We start from the raw sequence: 22,066 nt of genomic DNA, 5'->3' as shown, positions 1-22,066 counted from the left end.
CCCGGAGGAAGAAGGAGGACCTGCGTGGCACGACGAGACAGGCGCCGCCGCTGGCGGTGGGCCCTGGGTGGGCTGGTTGCGCTCGCGGTGGCCGTGGTGGCGCTGCCGAACGCCTGGGTGTGGACGGCCGCCGCCGGGCACGTGACCGACCACGGGGACGCCGCCGACGACGCGACCGCGCCGGTGGCCATCGTGCTGGGCGCCTCGGTCTACTCCTCCGGCGAGCCCTCCCCGTGGCTGCGCTACCGGCTGGACGTGGCCGCCGAGCTGTACGAGTCCGGGCGGGTGGACGCCATCCTGGTGTCGGGGGACAACGGCCAGACCAGCTACAACGAGCCCATCGCCATGTACGAGTACCTGGTCTCGGCGGGTATTCCCAGCGAGGCGATCGCCGTCGACTATGCCGGATTCGACACCTACGCCACCTGTGTGCGCGCGCAAGAGGTCTTCGGCATATCCGAGGCGATCCTCGTCAGCCAGGACTTCCACGAGCCCCGGGCGGTGGCGGTGTGTCGCGCCGTCGGCGTGGAGGCGTCCGGGGTGGGCGACACGCGCGCCCGCGCCAACCGCAGCACCTGGGCCTACAGCTGGCTGCGTGAGCGCGGGGCGGCGGTCAAGGCCGCCTGGGACGTGTTCACCAGCCGCACTCCGCTGCTGGGGGATCGGGAGACCAGCGTGGACGAGGCCGTGGCCTGGACCCGGGCCAACCGGGAGGCCTGAACGCCGCGGGTAGCGCACGCCGAGGGCGAACCCGGAGACGCGGCTTTAGCACTCGCGTTGACTGAGTGCTAAAGCCACGCGTAGATTCTCCTGGTGGCGCGTGAGGTGCTTCGGCGGCCTCGCGCGACCCGCACCTCACCCGTGCCGGACCGACCCCCGCGACGGCGGCTCGACACCCCGGGATGCGGCAACCAGTCATTTACCCACCCAATCAAGAAGCGAGAAGGGGAGGACGACATGTCGATCTCCATCAAGCCGCTCGAGGACCGCATCGTCGTGCAGACGGTCGAGGCCGAGCAGACCACCGCGTCCGGTCTGGTCATTCCGGACACCGCCAAGGAGAAGCCGCAGGAGGGCAAGGTCGTGGCCGTGGGCCCGGGCCGTGTCGACGACTCCGGCAAGCGCATTCCCGTCGACGTCGCCGAGGGCGACGTCGTCATCTACTCCAAGTACGGCGGCACCGAGGTCAAGTACGACGGCGAGGACTACCTGATCCTGTCCGCCCGCGACGTCCTGGCGGTCGTCACCCGCTGACCCGGCCGTTCGTCGGCGTTTTGACGTTATTGCCGCTGTGGGGTGGCAGGCAGATGCCTGCCACCCCACAGTCGCGTTCCGGGGGAGCCCGTTGCGAGCCGTGGGCAGAGCATGCCGGGGGCTCCGTCCATTTTGCCGAGCCGGCCGCCCCAGCGGCCGCGGCGACGGGCCGCTGCGGGTCTCCGACGTGCGGCGGACGGCGCTCCCGCTCTACGATGCAGGCGTGAGCGAGCCGATCACCAGCCCCGACATCTTTGCCCCCACCGGACTGACCTACGACGACGTCCTCCTGCTGCCCAGGCTGACCGACGTCATCCCCTCCGAGGTCGACACGACCTCCCGCCTGACCCGCAGGATCTGCCTGGCCACCCCGCTGCTGAGCGCCGCCATGGACACCGTCACCGAGTCCGACATGGCCATCGCCATGGCCCGGCAGGGCGGCATCGGCATCCTGCACCGCAACCTGTCGATCGAGGAGCAGGCCCAGCACGTGCGCCGCGTCAAGCGCTCGGAGTCCGGCATGGTCTCCGACCCGGTGACGGTGGGCCCGGACGCCACCATCTCCCAGCTGGACGAGCTGTGCGGCCACTACAAGGTCTCCGGCCTGCCGGTGGTCGACGACGCCGGCAACCTGCTGGGCATCATCACTAACCGCGACCTGCGCTTCGTGCCGCCCGAGCGCTGGGACAACCTGACGGTGCGCGAGTGCATGACTCCGCGCGAGCGGCTGATCACCGGGCCCGCCGGCATCTCCCGGGAGGACGCCAAGGCGCTGCTGGCCGAGCACCGCATTGAGAAGCTGCCGATCATCGACGCCGACGGCCGCCTGTCCGGGCTGATCACCGTCAAGGACTTCGTCAAGACCGAGCAGTACCCCAACGCCACCAAGGACGAGGCGGGCCGCCTGGTGGTCGGCGCCGCCGTCGGCTACTGGGGCGACACCTGGGAGCGGGCGGGCGCCCTGGCCGAGGCCGGCGTGGACGTGATCGTGGTGGACACCGCCAACGGCGGGGCCAAACTGGCCCTGGAGATGATCTCCCGCCTCAAGCACGATCCGGCCTTCGCCGACATCGAGGTGATCGGCGGCAACGTGGCCACCCGCGAGGGCGCCCAGGCGCTCATCGACGCCGGCGTGGATGCCGTCAAGGTGGGGGTGGGGCCCGGCTCCATCTGCACCACCCGCGTGGTCGCCGGCGTCGGCGTGCCCCAGGTGACCGCCGTCTACGAGGCCGCCCGTGCCTGCACCCCGGCGGGCGTGCCGCTGATCGCCGACGGCGGGCTGCAGTACTCCGGTGACATCGCCAAGGCGCTGGTGGCCGGGGCCGATACCGTCATGCTCGGCTCCCTGCTGGCCGGCTGCACCGAGTCCCCCGGGGACCTGGTGTTCGTCAACGGCAAGCAGTGGAAGCGCTACCGCGGCATGGGCTCGCTCGGCGCGATGACTTCGCGCGGCCGCAAGTCCTACTCCAAGGACCGCTACTTCCAGGCCGACGTCTCCGGGGATGACAAGATCATCCCCGAGGGCATCGAGGGGCAGGTGCCCTTCTCGGGCTCCCTGGCCGACGTCGTCTACCAGCTGGTCGGCGGGCTGCACCAGTCGATGTTCTACGTGGGTGCTCGCACCATCCCGGAGCTGAAGGCCAACGGCCAGTTCGTGCGCATCACCGCGGCCGGGCTCAAGGAGTCCCACCCGCACGACGTGAAGATGACCGTCGAGGCCCCCAACTACACCGGCCGCGACTCCTGAGGACGCGTCCGTCGCGGCGTCGGCCGCAGCGGCTTCGTCACATCCCCGCGGGCAGCGGCCAGTCCGGGGCGACGTCGGGCGTGCGGCCGCGGCGGCGCAGGAACTCATTGAATGACTCCGCCCAGTCGCGGTGCGCCGCCGCCTGCCAGCTCATTAGCTCGGTGCGCGGAATGCGGGTGATCTCCGGGTGGGCGAAGGCCATGGCGTCGAGCACGTCCAGGGTGGCGACCACGTCCACCTCGGCGGTGTGCAGGCCGGCGGCCTCGGGGTCGATCCCGTAGAAGCCGCACAGGTCCGTCAGGCGCCGCTTGCCCCTGCGGTAGCGGTCCACCCGCCGGTCGATCACCAGCGGATCCACCACCGGTCCCAGCTCCCGGCCCAGCCGTTGGCGCAAGGTGGGCAGGCCGTGGCGGATCAGTTCGGACTCCAGCAGCGTCAGGTCGTAGGCGGCGTTGTAGGCGACCACGGGCGTGCCCGCCGCCATCGCCGCAGCCAGTGCCGCGGACACCTCCTCCAGCACCTCGCCGGCCGGACGGCCCTCGGTGCGGGCGCGTTCGGTGCTGATGCCGTGCACGGCCGTGGCGGAGGCGGGGATCGCCACGCCCGGGTCCGCCAGCCAGGTGGTCACCTGCTGGGTGCGGGTGCCGTCTGTGCGCAGCGGGCCGCGGGCGACTAAGGCCGCCGTCACCAGCCGATCGGCGGTGGGGCAGACCCCGGTGGTCTCGGTGTCGAAGCCGAGCAGCGGGCCTGCGGCCCAGGAGGCGTGCGGCGTGGCCGTGGCGGGGCGTGATGGCTGGCTCATGGCTCCGAGTGTGCCACCGGCCACCGACACGAATAACGGCCGGCCGCGGCACCACCCGGTTCCCCTGTCCCCTCCGCCGAGATCGGTTGAAGTCACGCACCGAGACCGGTCGATACAACTACCGAGACCGGTCGATGTGGCGGCCGGCTATTCCCCGTCTTGGCGGGGGCCGTCCATGCTGATGACGCTATGCGCACCTGTTTCCGCCACGAACACGCGTTTTGGAGGTTTACACGTGCCTTATACCTGCAAAGCTTCAACTACTCGTGTCTCTGAGGAGAACTCGTGTTTGAGCGGCCAAGTCGTGTTTGTGGCGTGGCCGGAGCGGGCAAACCGGTGCGCGTGCCGGGCGGGATGTCAAAAACGATGACAAATGGCTCAGCGGCGTCCCATGCATGCGCTGCGTACCGTTGGAATTGCAACGTTCGCAGGTGCGTGTTCAAGCTGGCCGCCGGTGTTTGTCAGCGATTGTGACACCTCCCGGCCCGGGGCCGCCCCTTAACGGCGCTACCACTTGCTCCCCGCCGTGGACGCCGCCGATATGGCGGCCGACAGCCGTCGATACCGGCCGACGGCGACTCCCAGGGGGACTTGCCCGCTACGATGCTCGCCATGAGCGGTGAGATCGAGATCGGGCGGGACAAGCGCGCCCGTCAGGCCTACTCCTTCGACGACATCGCGCTGGTCCCGGCGCGCCGCACCCGTGACGTGCGGGACGTGCGTGTTGGCTGGCAGCTGGATGCCTACCACGTGGACCTTCCGGTAATGGCCTCGCCCATGGACTCGGTGATGAGTCCCGAGACGGCGATCCTGGTTGGCCGGCTCGGCGGCATCGGCGTGCTGGACCTGGAGGGACTGTGGACCCGCTACGAGGACCCGGCCCCCGCGCTGGAGCGCATCCGCTCCGCCACGCCCGAGCAGGCCACCGCCGTGCTTCAGGACGTCTACCGGCCCCCGGTGCGCCCTGAACTGATCGCCGCCCGGCTGGAACAGATCCGCCAGGCCGGCGTCGTCGTCGCGGGGCGGCTCAGCCCCTCGCAGACCCAGCGGCACTGGCGCACCGTCGTCGACGCCGGTGTGGACCTGCTGGTCATCCGCGGCTCGGTCGTCTCGGCGGAGCATGTGTCGGGCTCGGTTGAGCCCCTCAACCTCAAGCGCTTCATCTACGAACTGGATGTGCCCGTGGTGGTGGGCGGAGTCACCACGTACACGGCCGCCCTGCACCTGATGCGCACCGGTGCGGCGGGCGTGCTCGTCGGCCAGGGCGGCGGCGCCTCCTCCTCGGTGCGGCAGGTGCTGGGCCTGCACATGCCCATGGCCACCGCCGTCGCCGACGTGGCCGCGGCCCGGCGCGACTACATGGACGAATCCGGCGGTCGCTACGTGCATGTCATCGCCGACGGCTCGGTCGGCAACTCCGGCGACGTCGTCAAGGCCATCGCCTGCGGTGCCGACGCCGTCATGCTCGGTGCCGCCCTGGCGCGCGCCCAGGAGGCTCCCGGCGGCGGCTTCCACTGGGGCGCCGAGGCGCGCCACGAGCGGCTGCCCCGCGGCTATCGCAGCTACGTCGGCACGGTCGGCACCATGGAGCAGATCCTCTCCGGCCCCTCGGATCGGGCCGACGGCACTCTGAACATCATGGGTGCCCTGCGCCGCACGCTCGCCACCACCGGCTACGCCGACGTCAAGGAGCTCCAGCGCGTCGAGATCGTCGTCGCCCCCTACGAGCCGAGCTGACGGAGCCACGGCCCGGCGAGGGGCTGTGGGTGTTTGACGCCACGCATTTCTTCGGTTATAAAATAATCCTAGCGCCGGACCGCGCCGCTGCGGTCGCCCCACAGGCGCCGTTGGCACCCATCCGCACCCCCAGTAATGTCAAAGGAGACGTCGTGCCCGACTCTCGTTCTGTTCACCTGCGCCGCGGCGGCACTTCACTCGTCCTGGGCCTCCTGTCCGATCGCCACCCGGTGGTGCGCCACTGGGGCGAGGACCTGGGCGAGCTCGATGACGGGGCGCTGGCGGACGTCGGCCTGGCCCAGAACATGAGCACCGGTTCCAACCAGAGCTGGACCACACCGGATCTGCCCGTGCTGCCGCTGCCGCATCTGGGCTGGTCGGCCCGCCCGGCCGTTCTGCTGCACCGCGCGGACGGCTCCGCCTTCTCCGTCCACCCCGAGACCGTCACCCACAGCGTCGAGACCGTTGATGCTCCGGGCGGGCATGCCGACGTGGTGACCTCCACCGCCGCCGATCCGGTCCACGGCATTGAGCTGACCACCGTGCTGCGGCTGGAGCCGACCGGCCTGGTGCGGCTGCGCGCCGAGGTTACCGACACCGCCGGTCCCGGTGCCGCGGCACTCGAGATCGACGAGCTCACCCCCGTGCTGCCGGTGCCGTCCGACGCCACCGAGCTGCTCGACATGACCGGCCACCACGCCTTCGAGCGCCAGCCGGTTCGCACGCCCTTCAACCCCGGCACCCGCCTGCGCGAGTCGTGGGAGGGCCGCACCGGGCACGACGCCGCTACCTGGCTGGCCGCGGGCACTTCCGGCTTCGGCTGGCGGCGCGGTCGCGTCCACGCCGTCCACCTCGCCTGGTCCGGCAACACCCGCGTACTCGCCTCACACCCGCAGCAGGGCCACCGGCTGCTGGGTGGTGGGGAGCTGCTCCAGCCAGGTGAGATCGTGCTCGGCCCCGGTCAGTCATACGCCACTCCCTGGCTGGTGGGCTCCTGGGGCGAGGGCCTGGACGCGCTGGTCGCCCGGGCACACGCACACGTGCGCGCCCTGCCCTCCTACCCGACCCGGCCCCGGCCCGTCCTGCTGAACACCTGGGAGGCCGTCTACTTCAAGCACAACCTCCGCACCCTCAAGGCCCTGGCCGATGAGGCCGCGGCAATCGGGATTGAGCGCTTCGTCGTCGACGACGGCTGGTTCGGCTCCCGCCGCGGCGACACCTCCGGCCTGGGGGACTGGCAGGTGTCCGCGGAGGTCTGGCCCACCGGGTTGGAGCCGCTGGCCGAGCACGTGCGCGCCCTCGGCATGGAAATGGGACTGTGGTTCGAGCCCGAGATGGTCAACCTCGACTCCGATCTCGCCCGCAGCCACCCCGAATGGGTGCTGTCCGACGGCGCCGGGGGCGCCATCGAGCACCGTCACCAGCGGGTCCTGGACCTGACCGCACCGGGCGCCTGGGACTACCTCTACCAGGCCATCAGCGACCTGGTGGAACGGCTGGGCCTCGCCTACATCAAGTGGGACCACAACTCCACCGTGCTCGCCGCCGGGCACATGGCCCCCAACGCCGCGCTGGGCACCCGCTACGGCGCCCCCGCCGTCCACGAGCAGACCCTTGCCCTCTACCGGCTCCTGGACGCCCTCCACGAGCGCTTCCCGGACCTGGAGATCGAGTCCTGCTGCGGTGGCGGCGGACGCATCGACCTCGGCATCATCGAGCACACCCAGCGGGTGTGGACCTCCGACTGCAACGACGCCCACGACCGCGCCAACATCAACCGCGGCACCATGACGCTGCTGCCCCCCGAGCTGATCGGCACCCACGTGGGTGCCGGATGCGACCACACCACGCTGCGCAGCCTGGACATCTCCTTCCGGGCGGCCACCGCCCTGTGGGGGCACATGGGCGTGGAGTGGGACCTGCTGTCCGCCACCGATACGGACAAGCAGGGTCTTGCTGAGCTGATCGACCTGCACAAGCAGCTGCGTCCGCTGCTGCACGCGGGCACGGTCGTCCACGCCGACGTCGATGAGGACGACGCCGTGCGCATCCAGGGAGTCGTCGCCCCCGACCGCTCCGAGGCCCTGTACGGCCTGACCAGTCTGGGGCAGGCACTGACCTGGCCCGGCTCGCCCCGGCCCCTGCCCGGCCTGGACCCGGGGCGCACCTACCGGGTGCGGCTGGCGGCCCCCCTGTACGAGGGGCACGTGTACCGGGCTGCCTGGACGCGGCCGGAGGGCGTGGTCCTGCCGGGCTCCTACCTGGTGACCACCGGACTCTCACTGCCCGTGATCCACCCAGACCACTCGTTGCTCGTACGCGTAACCGCCGTATGAACTCCCGTTGACCGCGATTCCCCCCAACTTGGTCCGGCACGGCGCTGCTCGCCGACGCCGTGCCGGACCATCAGTTTTCAGATCCAATCCCCTCGCCAGGAACGGAGCAACCATCCATGTCCACCACCGCCGCGGCCACGCCGTCGCTGCGCAGGAAACCGAAGGATGATCGCCTGCTCGGCATCGCCTTCATCATTCCTGCCGCAATCGGCCTGATCGCCTTCTATATCTGGCCCCTCATCCGGGGCATCTGGCTGTCCTTCACCGAGTACAACCTGCTGACCCCGGAGCAGTTCACCGGCCTGGCCAACTACCGGCGCATGATCGGCGACTCCATCTTCTGGAACGCCGTGTGGGTGACGCTGGAGTATGTCGTGATCAACATCGGCCTCCAGACGATCCTCGCCCTGATCATCGCCGTGCTCATGCAGCGCCTGACCCAGTCCACGCTGGTGCGCTCGATCGTGCTGACCCCCTACCTGGTGTCCAACGTCGTCGTCGCCATGCTGTGGCTGTGGATCCTGGACAACACGCTGGGCATCTCCAACGAGATCATCTCGGCCATCACCGGGGAGAGCGTCAACTTCTTCTCCTCCGCCCTGGCCATCCCCACCATCGCCGTCATCAACGTGTGGCGCCACGTGGGCTACACGGCGCTGCTGATCTTCGCCGGACTGCAGTCGATCCCGGGCACGGTCTACGAGGCCGGCAAGATGGACGGCGCCAGCGAGTGGACCATGTTCTGGAAGATCACGGTGCCGCTGCTGCGCCCCATTCTGGCGCTGGTGCTGATCATGACGATGATCGGCTCCTTCCAGGTCTTCGACACCGTCTCGGTGACCACCCAGGGCGGCCCGGTCAATGCCAGCCGCGTGCTGCAGTACTACATCTACGACATGGCCTTCGGGCGCTTCCAGTTCGGCTACGCCTCCGCCATGGCGGTGGGTCTGCTCATCGTCCTGGCGGCCATCACGATTCTCCAGTACCGCATGACCCGTGCGGGCGAGACGGACCTGGACTGAGAGGAACGACGAACCATGAGCACTCTCACCACCACCGCCCCCGCCGCCGGTGCGAGCCCCGACGCCGAGGTCGGCCGCACGCGAAAGAATGGCCTTTCGGTCGGCCGGGTCATCGCCTGGATCTTCATGGCCCTGGTCATGGTCCTCACGATCCTGCCGTTCTACTGGGTGCTGCGCACCGCCCTGTCCTCCAACGCCGGGATCACCGCCGATCCCACCTCCATCCTGCCGGTCGACATCAACCTGCGCGGCTTCGCCCGCGTATTCGGCATGCAGTCCACCGAGGAGGCCCTGGCCGACGGCGGCTCCGGCGCCTCCATGAACTTCTGGATCTACCTGCGCAATTCGGTGATCGTGTCCACCCTGGTCACTGTCGGGCAGGTGTTCTTCTCCGCCATGGCCGCCTACTCCTTCGCCCGCCTGCGCTGGCGCGGCCGCGACGCCGTGTTCACCCTGTTCCTGGCCGCCCTCATGGTGCCCTCGATCTTCACGCTGCTGCCCAACTTCGTGCTGGTCAAGGAGATCGGGCTGATCGACAACCTGTTGGGCGTGGCCCTGCCGACCATGTTCATGACGCCCTTCGCGGTGTTCTTCCTGCGGCAGTTCTTCATGAACATCCCCCGGGAGCTGGAGGAGGCCGCCCTGCTCGACGGCGCCTCCAAGATCAGGGTGTTCTTCCAGCTGATCCTGCCGATGGCCGCCGCGCCCATCAGCACGCTGGCGATCATCACCTACATCACCGCCTGGAACGACTACTTCTGGCCCCTGCTGGTGTCCTACACGGACTCCTCGCGCGTGCTGACCGTGGCCGTCGCCGTGTTCCGGTCCCAGGCGCCCACGTCCGGCACCGACTGGTCCGGCCTCATGGCCGCGACGCTCGTTGCCGCCCTGCCCATGCTGCTGCTGTTCATGGCGTCAGCCAAGCGCATTGTCAACTCCATCGGCTTCACCGGAATCAAGTGAGGAACGAGATGAATCACAAACTCATGCTCACCCGCCGAGGCCTGCTCACCGGCGCCCTCGCCGGCGCCACGGCACTGACGCTGGCGGCCTGCTCAGGCGGCGACAGACAGTCCAAGTCCAACACGATCGACTACTGGCTGTGGGACGCCAGCCAGGAGCCCGCCTACCAGGAGTGCGCCAAGCGGTTCAAGGAGAAGACGGGCATCACCGTCAACATCACCCAGATCGGCTGGAACGACTACTGGACCAAGCTGACGGCCGGATTCATCGCCGGCACTGGCCCGGACGTATTCGTCGACCACATTGCCAAGTTCGCCCAGTTCGTCGACCTGGACGTGCTCGTGCCGCTGGACGAGCAGGCCGCCTGGTCCGGCGTAGACGAATCCGCCTTCCAGGAGGGCCTGCTGGACCTGTGGAAGGGCGAGGACGGACGCCAGTACGGCTGCCCCAAGGACTGGGACACCGAGGCCATCTTCTACAACCAGGACATGCTTGCCGAGGCGGGTATCTCCGAGGAGGAGATCCAGAACTGCGACTGGAACCTCGAGGACGGCGGCAGCTTCGAGCGCATCCTTGCCCGCCTCACCGTGGACCGCAACGGCGTGCGCGGCGACGAGGAGGGCTTCGACCCCAAGCACGTGAAGGTGTACGGCCTCGGCATTCAGGACTCCGGGTCCAACGACGGTCAGACCCAGTGGAGCCCCTTCACCGCCACGGTGGGGAACTGGCACTACACGGACAAGGAGACCTGGGGCACTCACTACCGCTATGACGAGGAGGACTTCCAGCGCACTCTGGACTGGTACTTCGGCCTGGTGGACAAGGGCTTCCTGAACCCCAACGGGGCCTTCTCCGACGCCACGAGCACGGACATCCAGCTCGGCTCGGGCTCGATCGCGCTGGCGATCCACGGGGCCTGGATGTTCAACACCTTCGCGGGCCTGGACATCAACGTGGGCATCGCGCCCACCCCGATCGGACCCAACGGCAACCGCGCCTCCCTGTTCAACGGCCTGGGAGACTCGATCGTCAAGGACTCCGACAAGATCGATCTGGCCGCACAGTGGGTCGCGTTTCTGGGCACGGCCGAGGCGCAGGACATCGTCGCCTCCTACGGCATCGTGTTCCCGGCGATCTCCTCCTCCACGGACAAGGCCATCGAGGTGTTCGAGAAGACCGGCCTGTCAACCGAGCCGTTCACTGTGCACCTGGAGGAGGGCGGGCAGACCTTCTTCTTCCCGCTGACCTACTTCGGGGCCGACGTCAACGCGATCATCTCGCCGGCAGTGGATGCGGTCTGGGTGGATCGGGTGCCGGCGTCGACGCTCACCGGCTACAACGACCAGGTCAACCTGATGTTCGAAACCTCTGTTCACAGCGAACGAGACCCCCAACCGCATTCCTTGCGGTATTCGCCGCCGTCCGACGGCGAAGTCGGGTAGTGTGAGCCTGACATCAGCCATCGTGCTGGTTCTCATCGGCGCACAGATGCAGTCCCTGCATCCCGGGCGCCGGTCCCGGTTCTCTCTAAGGAGTACATATGGCCCAGGTCACCGCCACAATCGCCTCCAAGGTCGGCCTCCACGCCCGCCCCGCCGCGACCTTCGTCAAGGCCGTCGCCGAGAAGGGCGTCCCCGTCACCATCGCCAAGGAGGGCGGCGCCCCCGTTGACGCCTCCTCCATCCTGGGCGTCATGACGCTCGGTGCCGGCTTCGGCGACGTCGTCACCCTTGCCTCGGACGCCGACGGCGCCGACGGCGCCCTGGAGGAGCTCAAGGCCCTCCTCGAGACCGACCTCGACGCCTGACGCACTGGCGCCGCAAGACGCGCCGCCTGCCCTCCGCCTCGCCGAGGCGGGTGCGCAGGCGGCGCGTCTTGCGCTTTGCGGAGCCGGTAGGGTGCGCCCATGACGATCATTGCAGCGGCGGACGGCTCCGCCCTGGGGAACCCCGGCCCCGCCGGCTGGGCCTGGTACGTGGATGAGGACTGCTGGGCCGCGGGCGGCTGGGAGAACTCCACCAACAACCGCGGCGAGCTCACCGCCGTGCTGGAGCTGCTGCGCGCGACGGCGCAGGCGGGCCTGGCCGGTGAGGAACTGCTCATTCAGGCCGACTCCCAGTACGTCATCAACTCCCTGACCAAGTGGATCCACGGCTGGAAGCGGCGCGGCTGGCGCAAGGGTGACGGCAAGCCGGTGCTCAACGACGACCTCATGAGGCAGCTGGATGCGGCCATGCGCGGGCGCGAGGTGCGTTTCGAGTGGGTACGCGGGCACGTCGGCCACCCCATGAACGAGGCCGCCGACCAGCGCGCCCGCGCCGCCGCCACGGCCTACCAGCGGGGCACCGTCGTACCCGAGGGCCCCGGCTGGACCCGGCCCGGTGCAGATGCGGTGCCCGACTCCGCAGAGCCGAGACCCGCGCCGCGGCAAGCCCCGAGCCGAGCCGAGACGCTCTTCTGACTCCGGTGCCCGGTCGGCCTCAGATGAGCGTCATGGCCTGGCGGGCGATGGCCAGCTCCTCATTGGTGGGGTAGACCAGCACGGCGATGGCCGAGTCCGGGGCGGAGACGATGCGGCCGGTGCCGGAGCGAACCGCGTTCTTCTCGGCGTCCAGGCGCATGCCCATGAACCCCAGGCGCTCCACCAGTTCGGCGCGCAGCCGGTCGTCGTTCTCGCCGATGCCGGCGGTGAAGGTCAGGGCGTCCAGACCGCCCATGACGGCGGTGTAGGCGCCCACGTACTTCACCAGGCGGTGCAGGTAGATGTCCATGGCGTCGCGGGCGTCCTGCTCGCCGGCGTCGATGCGCTTCCACACCTCCCGCATATCGTTGTCTCCGGCCAGGCCCTTCATGCCGGACTCCCGGTTGAACAGGTAGTCGATCTCGTCCACGCTCATGCCGGCCACCCGGCCCAGGTGGAACACCGCCGCCGGGTCGATGTCACCGGTGCGTCCGCCCATGACCAGACCCTCCAGCGGGGTCAGCCCCATGGAGGTGTCCACGGCGCGGCCGGCCACCACGGCGGAGGCGGAGGCGCCGTTGCCCAGGTGCAGCACCACCTGCTTGAGGTCGTCGCGGCCCAGCAGCTCGGAGACGGCGCCGGAGACGAACTGGTGGGAGGTGCCGTGCGCGCCATAGCGGCGGATGGAGTACTTGTCAGCCACGTCCCGCTTGAGGGCGTAGCGGGCGGCCTCCTCCGGCAGGTTCTGGAAGAAGGCGGTGTCGAACACGGCCACGTGCGGCACGTCGGACAGCAGCTCCAGGCCCACCTCGATGCCCTTGAGGTGGGCGGGATTGTGCAGCGGACCGAGCGGCACCAGCTCGCTGATCTTGGTGATCACGTCCTCGTCAACCAGGGCGGGGCCGGAGAAGTAGCGCCCGCCCTGAACCACCCGGTGGCCGACGGCCACGATGTTCGCCTCGGACAGGGCCGGGCCCTTCTCGTCGAACAGGCGCAGCACCTCCGCCAGGCCGTACCCGTGGTCAGGCACCGGCTCGTCCAACTGGGTCTTCTCGCCGGCGTGCCGGTGGATGATCGTGCCGGCCTCCTCACCGATGCGCTCAACCAGTCCAGAGGCCAGGGACTGGCCGGAGTCGGGGTCGACGAGCTGGTACTTGATGGAGGAGGAGCCGGAGTTGATGACGAGAACGGTCCGGGTAGTCACAATGAGCCTTTCTGCGGTTCGGGAGAAGACGAAACTTGGGAATGCGCCTGGGCCGCCGCGGGTGTGCGGCGGCCCAGGCGCCGGGTCAGGCCTGGGCCTGAACGGCGGTGATGGCGACGGTGTTGACGATGTCCTCCACCAGCGCGCCACGGGAGAGGTCGTTGACCGGCTTGTTCAGACCCTGCAGCACCGGTCCGATGGCGACGGCCCCCGAGGAGCGCTGCACGGCCTTGTAGCCGATGTTGCCGCTGGACAGGTCGGGGAAGATGAACACGTTGGCGCGGCCGGCCACCTCCGACCCGGGCGCCTTCTTGGCGGCGACGGTCGGGTCGATGGCGGCGTCGTACTGGATGGGGCCCTCGACGGCGAGCTCCGGCGCCTTCTCCCGCACGATCTCGGTGGCCTCGCGCACCTTGTCCACGTCCGCGCCCTTCCCGGAGGTGCCGGTGGAGAAGGACAGCATGGCCACCCGCGGCTCCACGCCGAACTGGCGGGCCGTCTCGGCCGAGGAGATGGCGATGTCGGCCAGCTGCTCGGCGGTCGGGTCGGGGTTGACGGCGCAGTCGCCGTACACCAGCACCCGGTCCTCCAGCAGCATCAGGAACACCGAGGACACGATGGAGGTGCCCGGCTTGGTCTTGATGATCTGGAAGGAGGGGACGATGGTGTGCGCGGTGGTGTGGGCGGCCCCCGAGACCATGCCGTCGGCGTCGCCCATGTGCACCATCATGGTGCCGAAGTAGGACACGTCCTGGACCTGCTCGCGCGCCTGCTCCAGGGTGACGCCCTTCTTGGCGCGCAGGCGGGCGAACTCCTCGGCGTACTTCTCCAGCAGCTCGGGGCTGTCGGTGGGCACGACCCGGGCGGCGGAGATGTCCAGCCCCAGCTCGGCGGCGCGCGCCCGCACCGTGGCCTCGTCGCCCAGCAGGATCAGGTCGGCGATGCCCCGGCGGGCGATGACGTCGGCGGCGCGCAGGATGCGGTCGTCGTCGGGCTCCGGCAGGACGATCGTCTTGCGGTTGCCCCGGGAGCGCTCGATCAGCTCGGCTTGGAACATGATGGGGGTGACGACCTCGCTGGGCTCCACCTCCAGGGCGGCCAGCAGGGCGTCGACGTCGGCCTCCTGCTCGAAGGTGGTCACGGCGACGTCGAGCTTGCGGGAGGATGCCTGCCCCAGCCCGCCCTGCAGCGAGCCGGCCACCGAGGCGGCGGCGAAGGTATCCAGCGGGGAGGTCATTACCGGCAGCGGCAGCCGCAGCCCCTTGATCAGGCGCAAGGCGTGCGGGGCCACCTCGAAGCCGCCGTTGAGCACCAGCCCGGACAGGTTCGGGAAGCCGGTGGAGGCCTGGGCGGCGGCCAGCGAGATCAGGGCGGCGGACCGGTCGGCGGGGACGATGACGACCTGGCCCTCGTTCAGGCGCTCCAACACGTGGGAGACGTCCATGGCGGCGATGAGCACGCCCTCGGCCTCACGGTCCAGCAGCGCCTCGTCGCCGGAGATCAGGGTGCCCTCGACGGCGTCCATCACCTCGCGCACCGAGGGGGCGCCCAGCAGCGGCACCTCGGGCAGGGTCGTGGTGGTCACTCCCTGCAGGCCCGCCAGGGCGGCGGCGACCGCCGCCCGCGTGTCCGCTGGGCACTTGTTGGCGACGACGGCGACGGTGCGGGCGTGGTTGTCGGCGATCTCGGCCATGGAGACCTCGACGCTGCCGCGCACGTCATCGGGGACGCCCTGCCCGGAGACCACCAGCAGCACGGGCACGCCGATATTCGCGGCCACGCGGGCGTTGAGGGCCAGCTCGGGATTGCCGACGACGTCGGAGAAGTCAGAGCCGTCGATGATGACGACGTCGTGGTCGCGGGCGACCGCCCGGTAGGCAGCGACGATGCGGGACAGTGCCTCGTCGGGGTCGGCGTGGAACTCATCCCAGGTCACGCCGATGCACTGCGCGGCCGGTGTGGTGGAGCCGCAGCGGCGCAGCAGCAGGTCGAGGAAGGGCTCGTTCTCGCGGGAGGCGACGAAGGGGCGGAAGACGCCGACCTTCGCCACGACTTTCGTCAGGGAGGCGACCAGGCCCAGGGCCACGGTCGACTTGCCGGTGCTGGCATTGGGAGAGGCGATGTAAATGCTGCGCGCCACGGTTCGGATGTCCTTTTCGCGTCTCGACGTCGAGTGGGGTGCGCCGCGGGCGGCCGTAGCGCATCGGACCTAAGTCTGCCCCAATTGGCGCGATCTTGGGGGCCGCAGAGTCGGCCTACGCACGTTTATGTCCGACTTTTTGGTCACTTGCCGGGCGGGAGCAGCGGGAGCAGTGGGACGGGCGCGGGCGGGAGGAGGTGTGGCCGGGCCGGCGGGAGCGGCCCGAGGTACGAGGGCCGCGGGTGGTAAGCCGAGGCCGCCTCCTCCCGCCCGTCATGGGGCGGCCGGGGCGGTTGCCATTCAGAGCTTGGCGGCTGCCGCGAGCAGGTTGGCGGCCGAGAGCTGCAGTCCCTCGACGTTGCCGTAGTCGGCGTCCTCGTGCTCGATGTTGACGTTCATGTCCGGGTTGACGGCGGTGATGGTGCGCAGGAACTCGGCCCAGTAGTCGGTGTCGTGTCCCAGGCCGAGGGCGACGAACCGCCAGGCGGGGTCCTGCGGCCAGGCAGCGCACCAGTAGCCGTAGGCGACCGGGGTCTTGTTCTCCGCCTCGGCGGGGACCGGTACGAAGTCCGTGTCGAGCACGCCGCGGTAGGCGGCGCCGGGGAAGACCTTGGTGTCCTTGGCGTGGACGTGGCCGACGAGGCTCCCCAGGCGCTTGGTGGCGGCGATCGGGTCCATCTGCTGCCAGAACAGGTGCGAGGGGTCCATATTCACCTTGATGTTCGTGGCCCCGGTCTCCTCCACCAGTCGTTCGAAGGAGGGAATGTTGAAGACCAGGTTGCGCGGGTGCAGCTCCAGGCAGACCTGCACTCCGTGGTCCCGGGCCAGGGCGTCGATCTCCTTGAAGAAGGGCACCACCACGCTCCACTGGTAGGCGAGGATCTCCATGTCGATGCCGTTCCACGGGTTGACCACCCAGGTGGGGTACTTCGCCGTCGGGTCGGTGCCGGGAGTGCCGGACATGGTGACGATCTCGCCGACGCCGAGCAGGCCCGCCAGCTTGATGGCGTTGCGGATGTCCTCGGCGTGCTTGATGCCCTCGGCGGGCAGCGGCGAGGTGGGGTTGCCCGAGGTGTTCAGGCCGGACAGGCGCATGCCGCGCTCGGCGAAGACGCCCAGGTAGTCCTCCCGGGCCGCCTGGGAGGCGAGCAGGGCGTCCACCGGGCAGTGTGGGGAGGGGATGAATCCGCCGACGTTGACCTCGGCGCCGGTCAGGCCGGCCTCCTTGAGGACGTCGAGGGCGGCTTCCAGGGGTCGGTCGGACAGGCACGCGGTGTAGGCGCCGTAGTTGAGTGCCATGGTGGGTCTCTCCTTCGAGTGTGGTTGGTAGGTGTGGCCGTATGGCGGGGTCAGCGGTTGAAGGGGGTGAGGTCGACGGCGGCGCCGCCGTTGGCGGCGGAGGTGGCTACGGCGTCGGCGATGAGCATCTCGCGGTAGCCGTCGGCGAAGGTGGCGCAGGGCGGCAGCGCGCCCTCGGTGACTCCGGCGACTTGCTGCAGGAAGGCGTAGGCCTGGTAGGTGAACTGCTCGATCTGGGTCAGGCCCACCCCGCCGAAGGCCATGGACGAGCCGCGTGCGAAGTAGGGGAAGGTGGGGTTGACCAGCACCTGGCGGGCGCCGCCCAGGCCGGCGGGGGAGTTCACGTCGTCGAGCTTGATCTCGCCGCAGCGGGCCAGGTCCCAGGAGGCCCGCCCCTTGGTGCCCAGCACGTCCAGCATCATGGCGTTGGGCATGTTCCAGGCCACGCGCGAGCAGGAGAAGGTGCCGACCGCGCCGCTGGCGAAGTGCCCGGTGAAGGTGGCGACGTCGTCGTTGGTGACCTCGGCCAGCTCCACCGCGTAGGTGTCCAGGGCGGTGCCGCGGGTGACGTGCCCCTTGGCGACGGGCCGCTGCTTGATGGAGGTCATCATGGCGCCGCCGGAGACGGACACCAGCGGCCCGCAGATGAGCTCGGCGGTGTCGATCAGGTGGCTGCCGACGTCGCCCAGGGCGCCGGAGCCCATGGGGCCGGAGTAGCGCCAGGCCATCGGGGTGTTGGGGTCGACGCCGTAGTCGCACCAGTAGCGGCCCTCGAAGTGGTTGATCTCGCCCAGGTGGCCCTCGCGCACCAGCTTGGCGATCTCGGCGATGGCCGCGTTGCGGCGGTAGGTGAAGCCGACGGCGGTGACTGTGCCGGCGGCCCGCTCGGCCTCGGCCATGGCCCTGGCGGACTCCAGCGTGTCCGCCAGGGGCTTCTCGCACAGCACGTGCTTGCCGGCGCGGATCAGGGCCTCGGCGATCTCGCGGTGCAGGGCGTTGCCGACCACGATGGAGACGATGTCGATGCTGGGGTCGTCGGCGATGTCGCGCCAGTCGGTGACGGCCTTCTCGTAGCCGTAGCGTTCGGCGGCGTCCTTGGCGAAGGGCTCGTAGGCGTCGGCGATGGCGGCCAGGCGGATCTTGGGCAGGCCGAGGTCGTAGACGGTGCCGACCTGGCGCCAGGCGTTGGCGTGGGTGGTGCCGGCCATGCCGGCTCCGATGACGGCGACTGACAGAGAGGTGTGGCTCATGGTTTGTCCTCGTTGACGGTGGTAGTGATGGCATGCGTGCGTGAGCGGCGGCAGATGCCGACTGCGGGCAGCGGCAGGGGGTGTGGCGCCACAAATTCACGCGCGTGAATTCCTTGAGGAGAGTATGGTCTGCGTGCGCTCGGCTCGTCAAGGGGCGGGAGTCGATGAGTCTGAAATTAGTCAGGACAAACCCGGTATGCCTCGGAGCTCTTCCGCTTCTCCCGGCCGACGCTTCACGACCCTGGGGTACGCTGCACGACCCTGGGGTACGCTGCACGACCCTGGGGTGGTCGTGATCTGTACCCCAAGGTCGTGAATTGCCTCTAAGGTCGTGCGGTGCGGCCGCCGACGCGTGCGGCCGCGGCCGCTTCGGCAGGGCTCATAGAATCCGCGAATCACACCGCCCGCCCGTACTCGGGCGAGGAGCTCGGACGGGCCGTCGGTACGCAGCGTCGTAGGAGGAAGTGCATGCCTCGAGATAGCGCCTCGCGCATCACCATCGCCATGGTCGCGGCGCGCTGTGGTCGGTCGGTGTCTACCGTGTCGGCTGCGCTCAATGGTGCCCCGGGCGTGGCTCCCGCCACCCGCGAGGCGATCCTGCGGACCGCGCGTGAGCTGGGATACGAGGCCGACTCCCGAGCGCGCCTGCTGCGCCGCAGCCACTCCGGGCTGATCGGGGTGAGCTTCGCGGTCGGACAGGCCTTCCAGGGGCTCGTCGTCGACGGCCTGTACCAGGCGTGCGCCGCGCTGGATCACTCCCTGACGCTCGCTGCCGTCACGCCGCACCGCGGCGGGGTCGAGGGACTGCACGCCCTGCTGGCCGACCACTGCGAGGGCCTGGTGCTGGTGGATCCCGCGATCCCGGAGGAGGCGCTCGCCTGGGCCGAGGGACGGGTGCGCACCGTGGTGGTGTGCCGCACCACCGCCGTGGCCGGGATCGACGAGGTGCGCTCGCGCGACGACGTCGGCATTACCGCTCTAATCGATCACCTCGTCGCCACCGGCAGGCGCCGCATCGTCTACCTCGACGGCGGAGCCGAGTCGGCCTCCGCGGCCCGTGTAGCCGCATTCCGCGCCGCCATGGCTGCACACGGCCTGGTTGAGGCGGCGCGGGTGCTCCCCGGCGGGGCCGACGAGGACGCCGGCGCCCGTGGTGCGGCCGTGCTGGCGGAGGAGCCGAGCCTGCCCGATGCCGTCGTCTGCTTCAACGACCATGCCGCCGTCGGGGCGCTCATGGAACTGCGGCGGCGGGGCTTCCGGGTGCCCCGTGAGCTCGCCGTGTGCGGCTACGACGACATTCCCGTGGCGGCGTCGTCGGCATTCTCCCTGACCACGGTGCGCCAGGACGCCGCACTGATTGCCGCGGTGGCGGTGCGCACGCTCCTGGAGCGGGTCCACCCCGGCGCGGGTGTCGATGATCCGCTGGACCTGCCCGGCGGCGTCGTGCGCCAGGCGCGCCCGCAGGGCGGCTGGTCCTACCTGATCGACCCCGAGCTGATCGTGCGTGACTCCACGGCCTGACCCGGCCGCCCACAGTGGGGCGACCGGGTCAAGTGGAGAGGATGCGGCGGGCCGACGGCCATCCGCGGGCGGGTGCCTCAGGCCAGGCGAACCGGGTTGCCGGTGTGGGCGGACTCGGTGGCGGCCTCGGCCAGGCGCAGTGCGGCGACGGCATCGGCGATGCCGGTCGGGGGAGTGGTTCCCGCCTCGACCGCCTCGATGAAAGCCGACAGCTCCAGCCGGTAGGCGTCGGCGTAGCGCTCCAGGAAGAAGTCCAGGTAGGGCTCCTGGGCGTCGGTTACCTCGGCGTTGGACAGGCGCACCGTGTGGGCACGGACGTTCTCCGCCAGCAGGGCGCCGTCCCGGCCCGACGCCTCCAGGCGCTGGTCGTAGCCGGAGGCGCAGTGGCGGTTGTTGATGATCGTCGCCACGGCGCCGCTGGCGGCCTTAAGGGTGACCACGGCGGCGTCGAAGTCGCCGGTCTCGGCGATTACGGGATCCAGGTGCTGGCCCACGGCGTGGACCTCGACGATCTCGCCCAGGAAGAAGCGGGCCGTGTCGAAGTCGTGGATGGTCATGTCGCGGAAGATGCCGCCGGAGACCTTGATGTACTCCGCAGGCGGGGCCGCCGGATCGCGGGAGATGATGGTCAGCTGCTCCAGGACGCCGATCTTCCCCTCCTGCACCGCGGCGTGGATGGCGGCGAAGGACGGATCGAAGCGCCGGTTGAAGCCGAACATGACGGGGGTGGTGATGGCGTCCAGCTCGGCACGGGCCGCCTCCACGTCCTGCATGTCCAGGGCGATCGGCTTCTCGCACAGGACCGCCTTGCCGGCCTTCGCGGCCGCCAGCAGGTGCGGGATGTGCAGCGGTGTGGGGGAGCCGACGACGACGGCGTCGACCTCCGGATCGGCGAAGACCTCCTCGGCCTCCTTGCAGGAGCGCGCGCCGTACTGGGCGGCGAGCTTCTCGGCGGCGTCGCCGAAGGGGTCGCACACCAGCGCGAGGTTGGCCTGTGGGTGAGCGGCGACGGTGCCGGCGTGGACGTGGCCGATGCGGCCGGCGCCGATGATGGCGATGTTGAGCATCTCTTCGTCTCCTCTCACGGCTGGGGCATGATGACGTCGCGTACCAGGGCGTCCAGGTCGGCATCGGCCTGGAGGAAGCCGCGCAGGGTGCGGCGGGTGGCGCCGTAGGACTCGAACTCCTCAGGCGTCATGCCGTCCGGCTCGTAGGCGCGCACGAAGTCCGGGATCGACATCAGCGTCTTCATGATCTCCGGGGCCACGGGAACGTCGATGCGGGGCTCGACCTTGTAGCCGGAGTCGTTGATGAGCTTCTGCCACTTGAAGGGCGGAGAGACCACCAGGTCGCCGCCGACCAGCTCGGACCAGTGCATGACGTTGCGGAAGGCGGCGGACAGGACGCGGGCGCGCAGGCCGCGGGACTGGAACTCCTGGTAGGCGCGCTTGAGCGCGGCCACGCCGCCCCACTCCAGGTGGCCCGGGTCGATGAACAGGTTGTCTCGCTTGGCGACGATCTTGAGCCAGTCGTCCAGGCGGCCGCCCATGAGTGTGACGACCGGGCCCATGGTGGAGGTGTCCTTGCCCTCGGCCTCGCGGCGCTTGAGCCCGCGCTCGATCGCCTCGCCCGCGGTGACGGCCTGGGGCACCGAGAAGGACACGGTCACATTGACCGAGACGCCGCGGTAGGTGGCGTCCTCAATGGCCTTGATGCCGGTGGCGGTGGCGGGGATCTTGACGATGATGTTCTTGGCGAGCTTTGAGAACTCCTCGGCCTGGTCCGCCAGGGCCTTGGCGTCGCGGGCCAGGCGCGGGTCTGTCTGCATCGACAGCCGGCCGTTGCGACCCTTGTGCTCCTCGAAGATCGGCTCGAGCAGCTTTGCGGCGTCAATGCTCAGCTCGCGCACCACCTGCCAGCCGAGTTCGGACTCGCTGGCCCCGGGCATCTCCTCGGCGAGCTCGGCGATCCGGGGGAGCCAGCGCTCCTTCTTCTGGTTGATGCAGGTGTATGCGATCGTCGGGTTGCACGTGGCGCCCACGCCGCCGAAGGAGATCGACTGGCTCAGCTCATCAGGGTCGGCCGAGTCGTTCCACAGGGCGGTCGGGGTGGTGCGGGCGGCCTCAAGAAGAGGGCCGGGGGTGTATTCAATGCTCATCGGCGTGCTCCTGGGGTGAGGGTGGGCCACCGGCGTCCTCGGCAGTGTGGCCCGATGGCCCAATTCAAACCCGGAGCGGCCCTGCTGTCAAGAGTTTGTACTGACAAATTTGGGTCGCTGCCTTCAGTGTCGCGGGTGCTCGTGGGCTGGGCCGCCGGTGGGGCGCCTTGCC

Annotated in this window: 18 protein-coding genes; 11 read left to right on the top strand and 7 right to left on the bottom strand. The window is 69.7% G+C overall.

Features of this window, described 5'->3' with window-relative positions; translation table 11 throughout:
• Window positions 1-24: 24 nt before the first annotated feature.
• The 3 genes from BLR49_RS02675 (at window position 25) to guaB (ending at window position 3,001) form a co-directional block, all read left to right on the top strand.
• A complete protein-coding gene (locus tag BLR49_RS02675) occupies window positions 25-720 on the top strand; it encodes a SanA/YdcF family protein (RefSeq protein WP_245690329.1) in 696 nt (231 codons plus the stop codon).
• Window positions 721-957: 237 nt separating this feature from the next.
• On the top strand, window positions 958-1,254 hold the full coding sequence (gene groES / locus BLR49_RS02670; protein ID WP_092532878.1) for a co-chaperone GroES: 297 nt from the start codon (window positions 958-960) through the stop codon (window positions 1,252-1,254).
• A gap of 223 nt (window positions 1,255-1,477) precedes the next feature.
• Window positions 1,478-3,001 carry an IMP dehydrogenase gene (gene guaB, locus BLR49_RS02665; protein WP_092532875.1) on the top strand — a complete coding sequence of 508 codons (1,524 nt, stop codon included), beginning with the start codon at window positions 1,478-1,480 and terminating at the stop codon, window positions 2,999-3,001.
• 37 nt (window positions 3,002-3,038) lie between these two features.
• On the opposite strand, the gene BLR49_RS02660 is transcribed toward guaB, so the two are convergent.
• On the bottom strand, window positions 3,039-3,803 hold the full coding sequence (locus BLR49_RS02660; RefSeq protein WP_092532872.1) for an exonuclease domain-containing protein: 765 nt from the start codon (window positions 3,801-3,803) through the stop codon (window positions 3,039-3,041).
• A gap of 612 nt (window positions 3,804-4,415) precedes the next feature.
• Here BLR49_RS02660 and BLR49_RS02655 point away from each other — a divergent pair.
• The 7 genes from BLR49_RS02655 to BLR49_RS02625 all read left to right on the top strand — a co-directional run bounded on the left by BLR49_RS02655 (window position 4,416) and on the right by BLR49_RS02625 (window position 12,322).
• Complete coding sequence (locus BLR49_RS02655) at window positions 4,416-5,540, top strand: GuaB3 family IMP dehydrogenase-related protein (RefSeq protein ID WP_092533429.1); 1,125 nt, start codon at window positions 4,416-4,418, stop codon at window positions 5,538-5,540.
• 152 nt (window positions 5,541-5,692) lie between these two features.
• The gene (locus BLR49_RS02650; protein WP_092532869.1) at window positions 5,693-7,876 is read left to right on the top strand and encodes an alpha-galactosidase; all 2,184 of its coding nucleotides are present in this window, start codon (window positions 5,693-5,695) and stop codon (window positions 7,874-7,876) included.
• A gap of 116 nt (window positions 7,877-7,992) precedes the next feature.
• On the top strand, window positions 7,993-8,898 hold the full coding sequence (locus BLR49_RS02645) for a carbohydrate ABC transporter permease (RefSeq protein ID WP_092532867.1): 906 nt from the start codon (window positions 7,993-7,995) through the stop codon (window positions 8,896-8,898).
• Between the two features lie 15 nt (window positions 8,899-8,913).
• Window positions 8,914-9,861: a carbohydrate ABC transporter permease gene (locus BLR49_RS02640; RefSeq protein ID WP_092532864.1), complete on the top strand. Its 948-nt coding sequence runs from the start codon at window positions 8,914-8,916 to the stop codon at window positions 9,859-9,861.
• Between the two features lie 8 nt (window positions 9,862-9,869).
• Window positions 9,870-11,303 carry an ABC transporter substrate-binding protein gene (locus BLR49_RS02635; protein WP_092532861.1) on the top strand — a complete coding sequence of 478 codons (1,434 nt, stop codon included), beginning with the start codon at window positions 9,870-9,872 and terminating at the stop codon, window positions 11,301-11,303.
• 98 nt (window positions 11,304-11,401) lie between these two features.
• Window positions 11,402-11,668: an HPr family phosphocarrier protein gene (locus BLR49_RS02630; protein ID WP_073328472.1), complete on the top strand. Its 267-nt coding sequence runs from the start codon at window positions 11,402-11,404 to the stop codon at window positions 11,666-11,668.
• Between the two features lie 99 nt (window positions 11,669-11,767).
• Window positions 11,768-12,322 (top strand): ribonuclease H family protein, encoded by a 555-nt coding sequence (locus BLR49_RS02625; protein ID WP_092532858.1) that lies wholly within the window; start codon window positions 11,768-11,770, stop codon window positions 12,320-12,322.
• 19 nt (window positions 12,323-12,341) lie between these two features.
• Here BLR49_RS02625 and BLR49_RS02620 read toward each other — a convergent pair whose 3' ends face one another.
• The 4 genes from BLR49_RS02620 to BLR49_RS02605 all read right to left on the bottom strand — a co-directional run bounded on the left by BLR49_RS02620 (window position 12,342) and on the right by BLR49_RS02605 (window position 18,215).
• Window positions 12,342-13,526, bottom strand: a complete 1,185-nt coding sequence (locus tag BLR49_RS02620) for an acetate/propionate family kinase (RefSeq protein WP_092532853.1) — start codon at window positions 13,524-13,526, stop codon at window positions 12,342-12,344.
• Window positions 13,527-13,611: 85 nt separating this feature from the next.
• The gene (pta, locus tag BLR49_RS02615) at window positions 13,612-15,666 is read right to left on the bottom strand and encodes a phosphate acetyltransferase (protein ID WP_092532850.1); all 2,055 of its coding nucleotides are present in this window, start codon (window positions 15,664-15,666) and stop codon (window positions 13,612-13,614) included.
• Between the two features lie 300 nt (window positions 15,667-15,966).
• The gene (locus BLR49_RS02610) at window positions 15,967-16,965 is read right to left on the bottom strand and encodes a sugar phosphate isomerase/epimerase family protein (protein ID WP_092532847.1); all 999 of its coding nucleotides are present in this window, start codon (window positions 16,963-16,965) and stop codon (window positions 15,967-15,969) included.
• A 50-nt stretch (window positions 16,966-17,015) separates the two neighbouring features.
• Complete coding sequence (locus BLR49_RS02605) at window positions 17,016-18,215, bottom strand: Gfo/Idh/MocA family protein (RefSeq protein ID WP_092532844.1); 1,200 nt, start codon at window positions 18,213-18,215, stop codon at window positions 17,016-17,018.
• A 468-nt stretch (window positions 18,216-18,683) separates the two neighbouring features.
• Here BLR49_RS02605 and BLR49_RS02600 point away from each other — a divergent pair, with 468 nt between their 5' ends.
• On the top strand, window positions 18,684-19,736 hold the full coding sequence (locus tag BLR49_RS02600; RefSeq protein ID WP_092532841.1) for a LacI family DNA-binding transcriptional regulator: 1,053 nt from the start codon (window positions 18,684-18,686) through the stop codon (window positions 19,734-19,736).
• Window positions 19,737-19,813: 77 nt separating this feature from the next.
• On the opposite strand, the gene iolG is transcribed toward BLR49_RS02600, so the two are convergent.
• Window positions 19,814-20,803 carry an inositol 2-dehydrogenase gene (gene iolG / locus BLR49_RS02595; protein WP_092532838.1) on the bottom strand — a complete coding sequence of 330 codons (990 nt, stop codon included), beginning with the start codon at window positions 20,801-20,803 and terminating at the stop codon, window positions 19,814-19,816.
• A gap of 14 nt (window positions 20,804-20,817) precedes the next feature.
• The gene (locus BLR49_RS02590; RefSeq protein ID WP_092532835.1) at window positions 20,818-21,894 is read right to left on the bottom strand and encodes a transaldolase family protein; all 1,077 of its coding nucleotides are present in this window, start codon (window positions 21,892-21,894) and stop codon (window positions 20,818-20,820) included.
• Between the last annotated feature and the right edge of the window lie 172 nt (window positions 21,895-22,066).

The organism is Actinomyces ruminicola (assembly GCF_900103885.1).
In the GTDB taxonomy this organism is placed as follows: Bacteria; Actinomycetota; Actinomycetes; order Actinomycetales; family Actinomycetaceae; genus Actinomyces; species Actinomyces ruminicola.
Note: the sequence above shows the minus strand (reverse complement) of the source record. Positions and strands in the feature narration are given on the sequence as shown.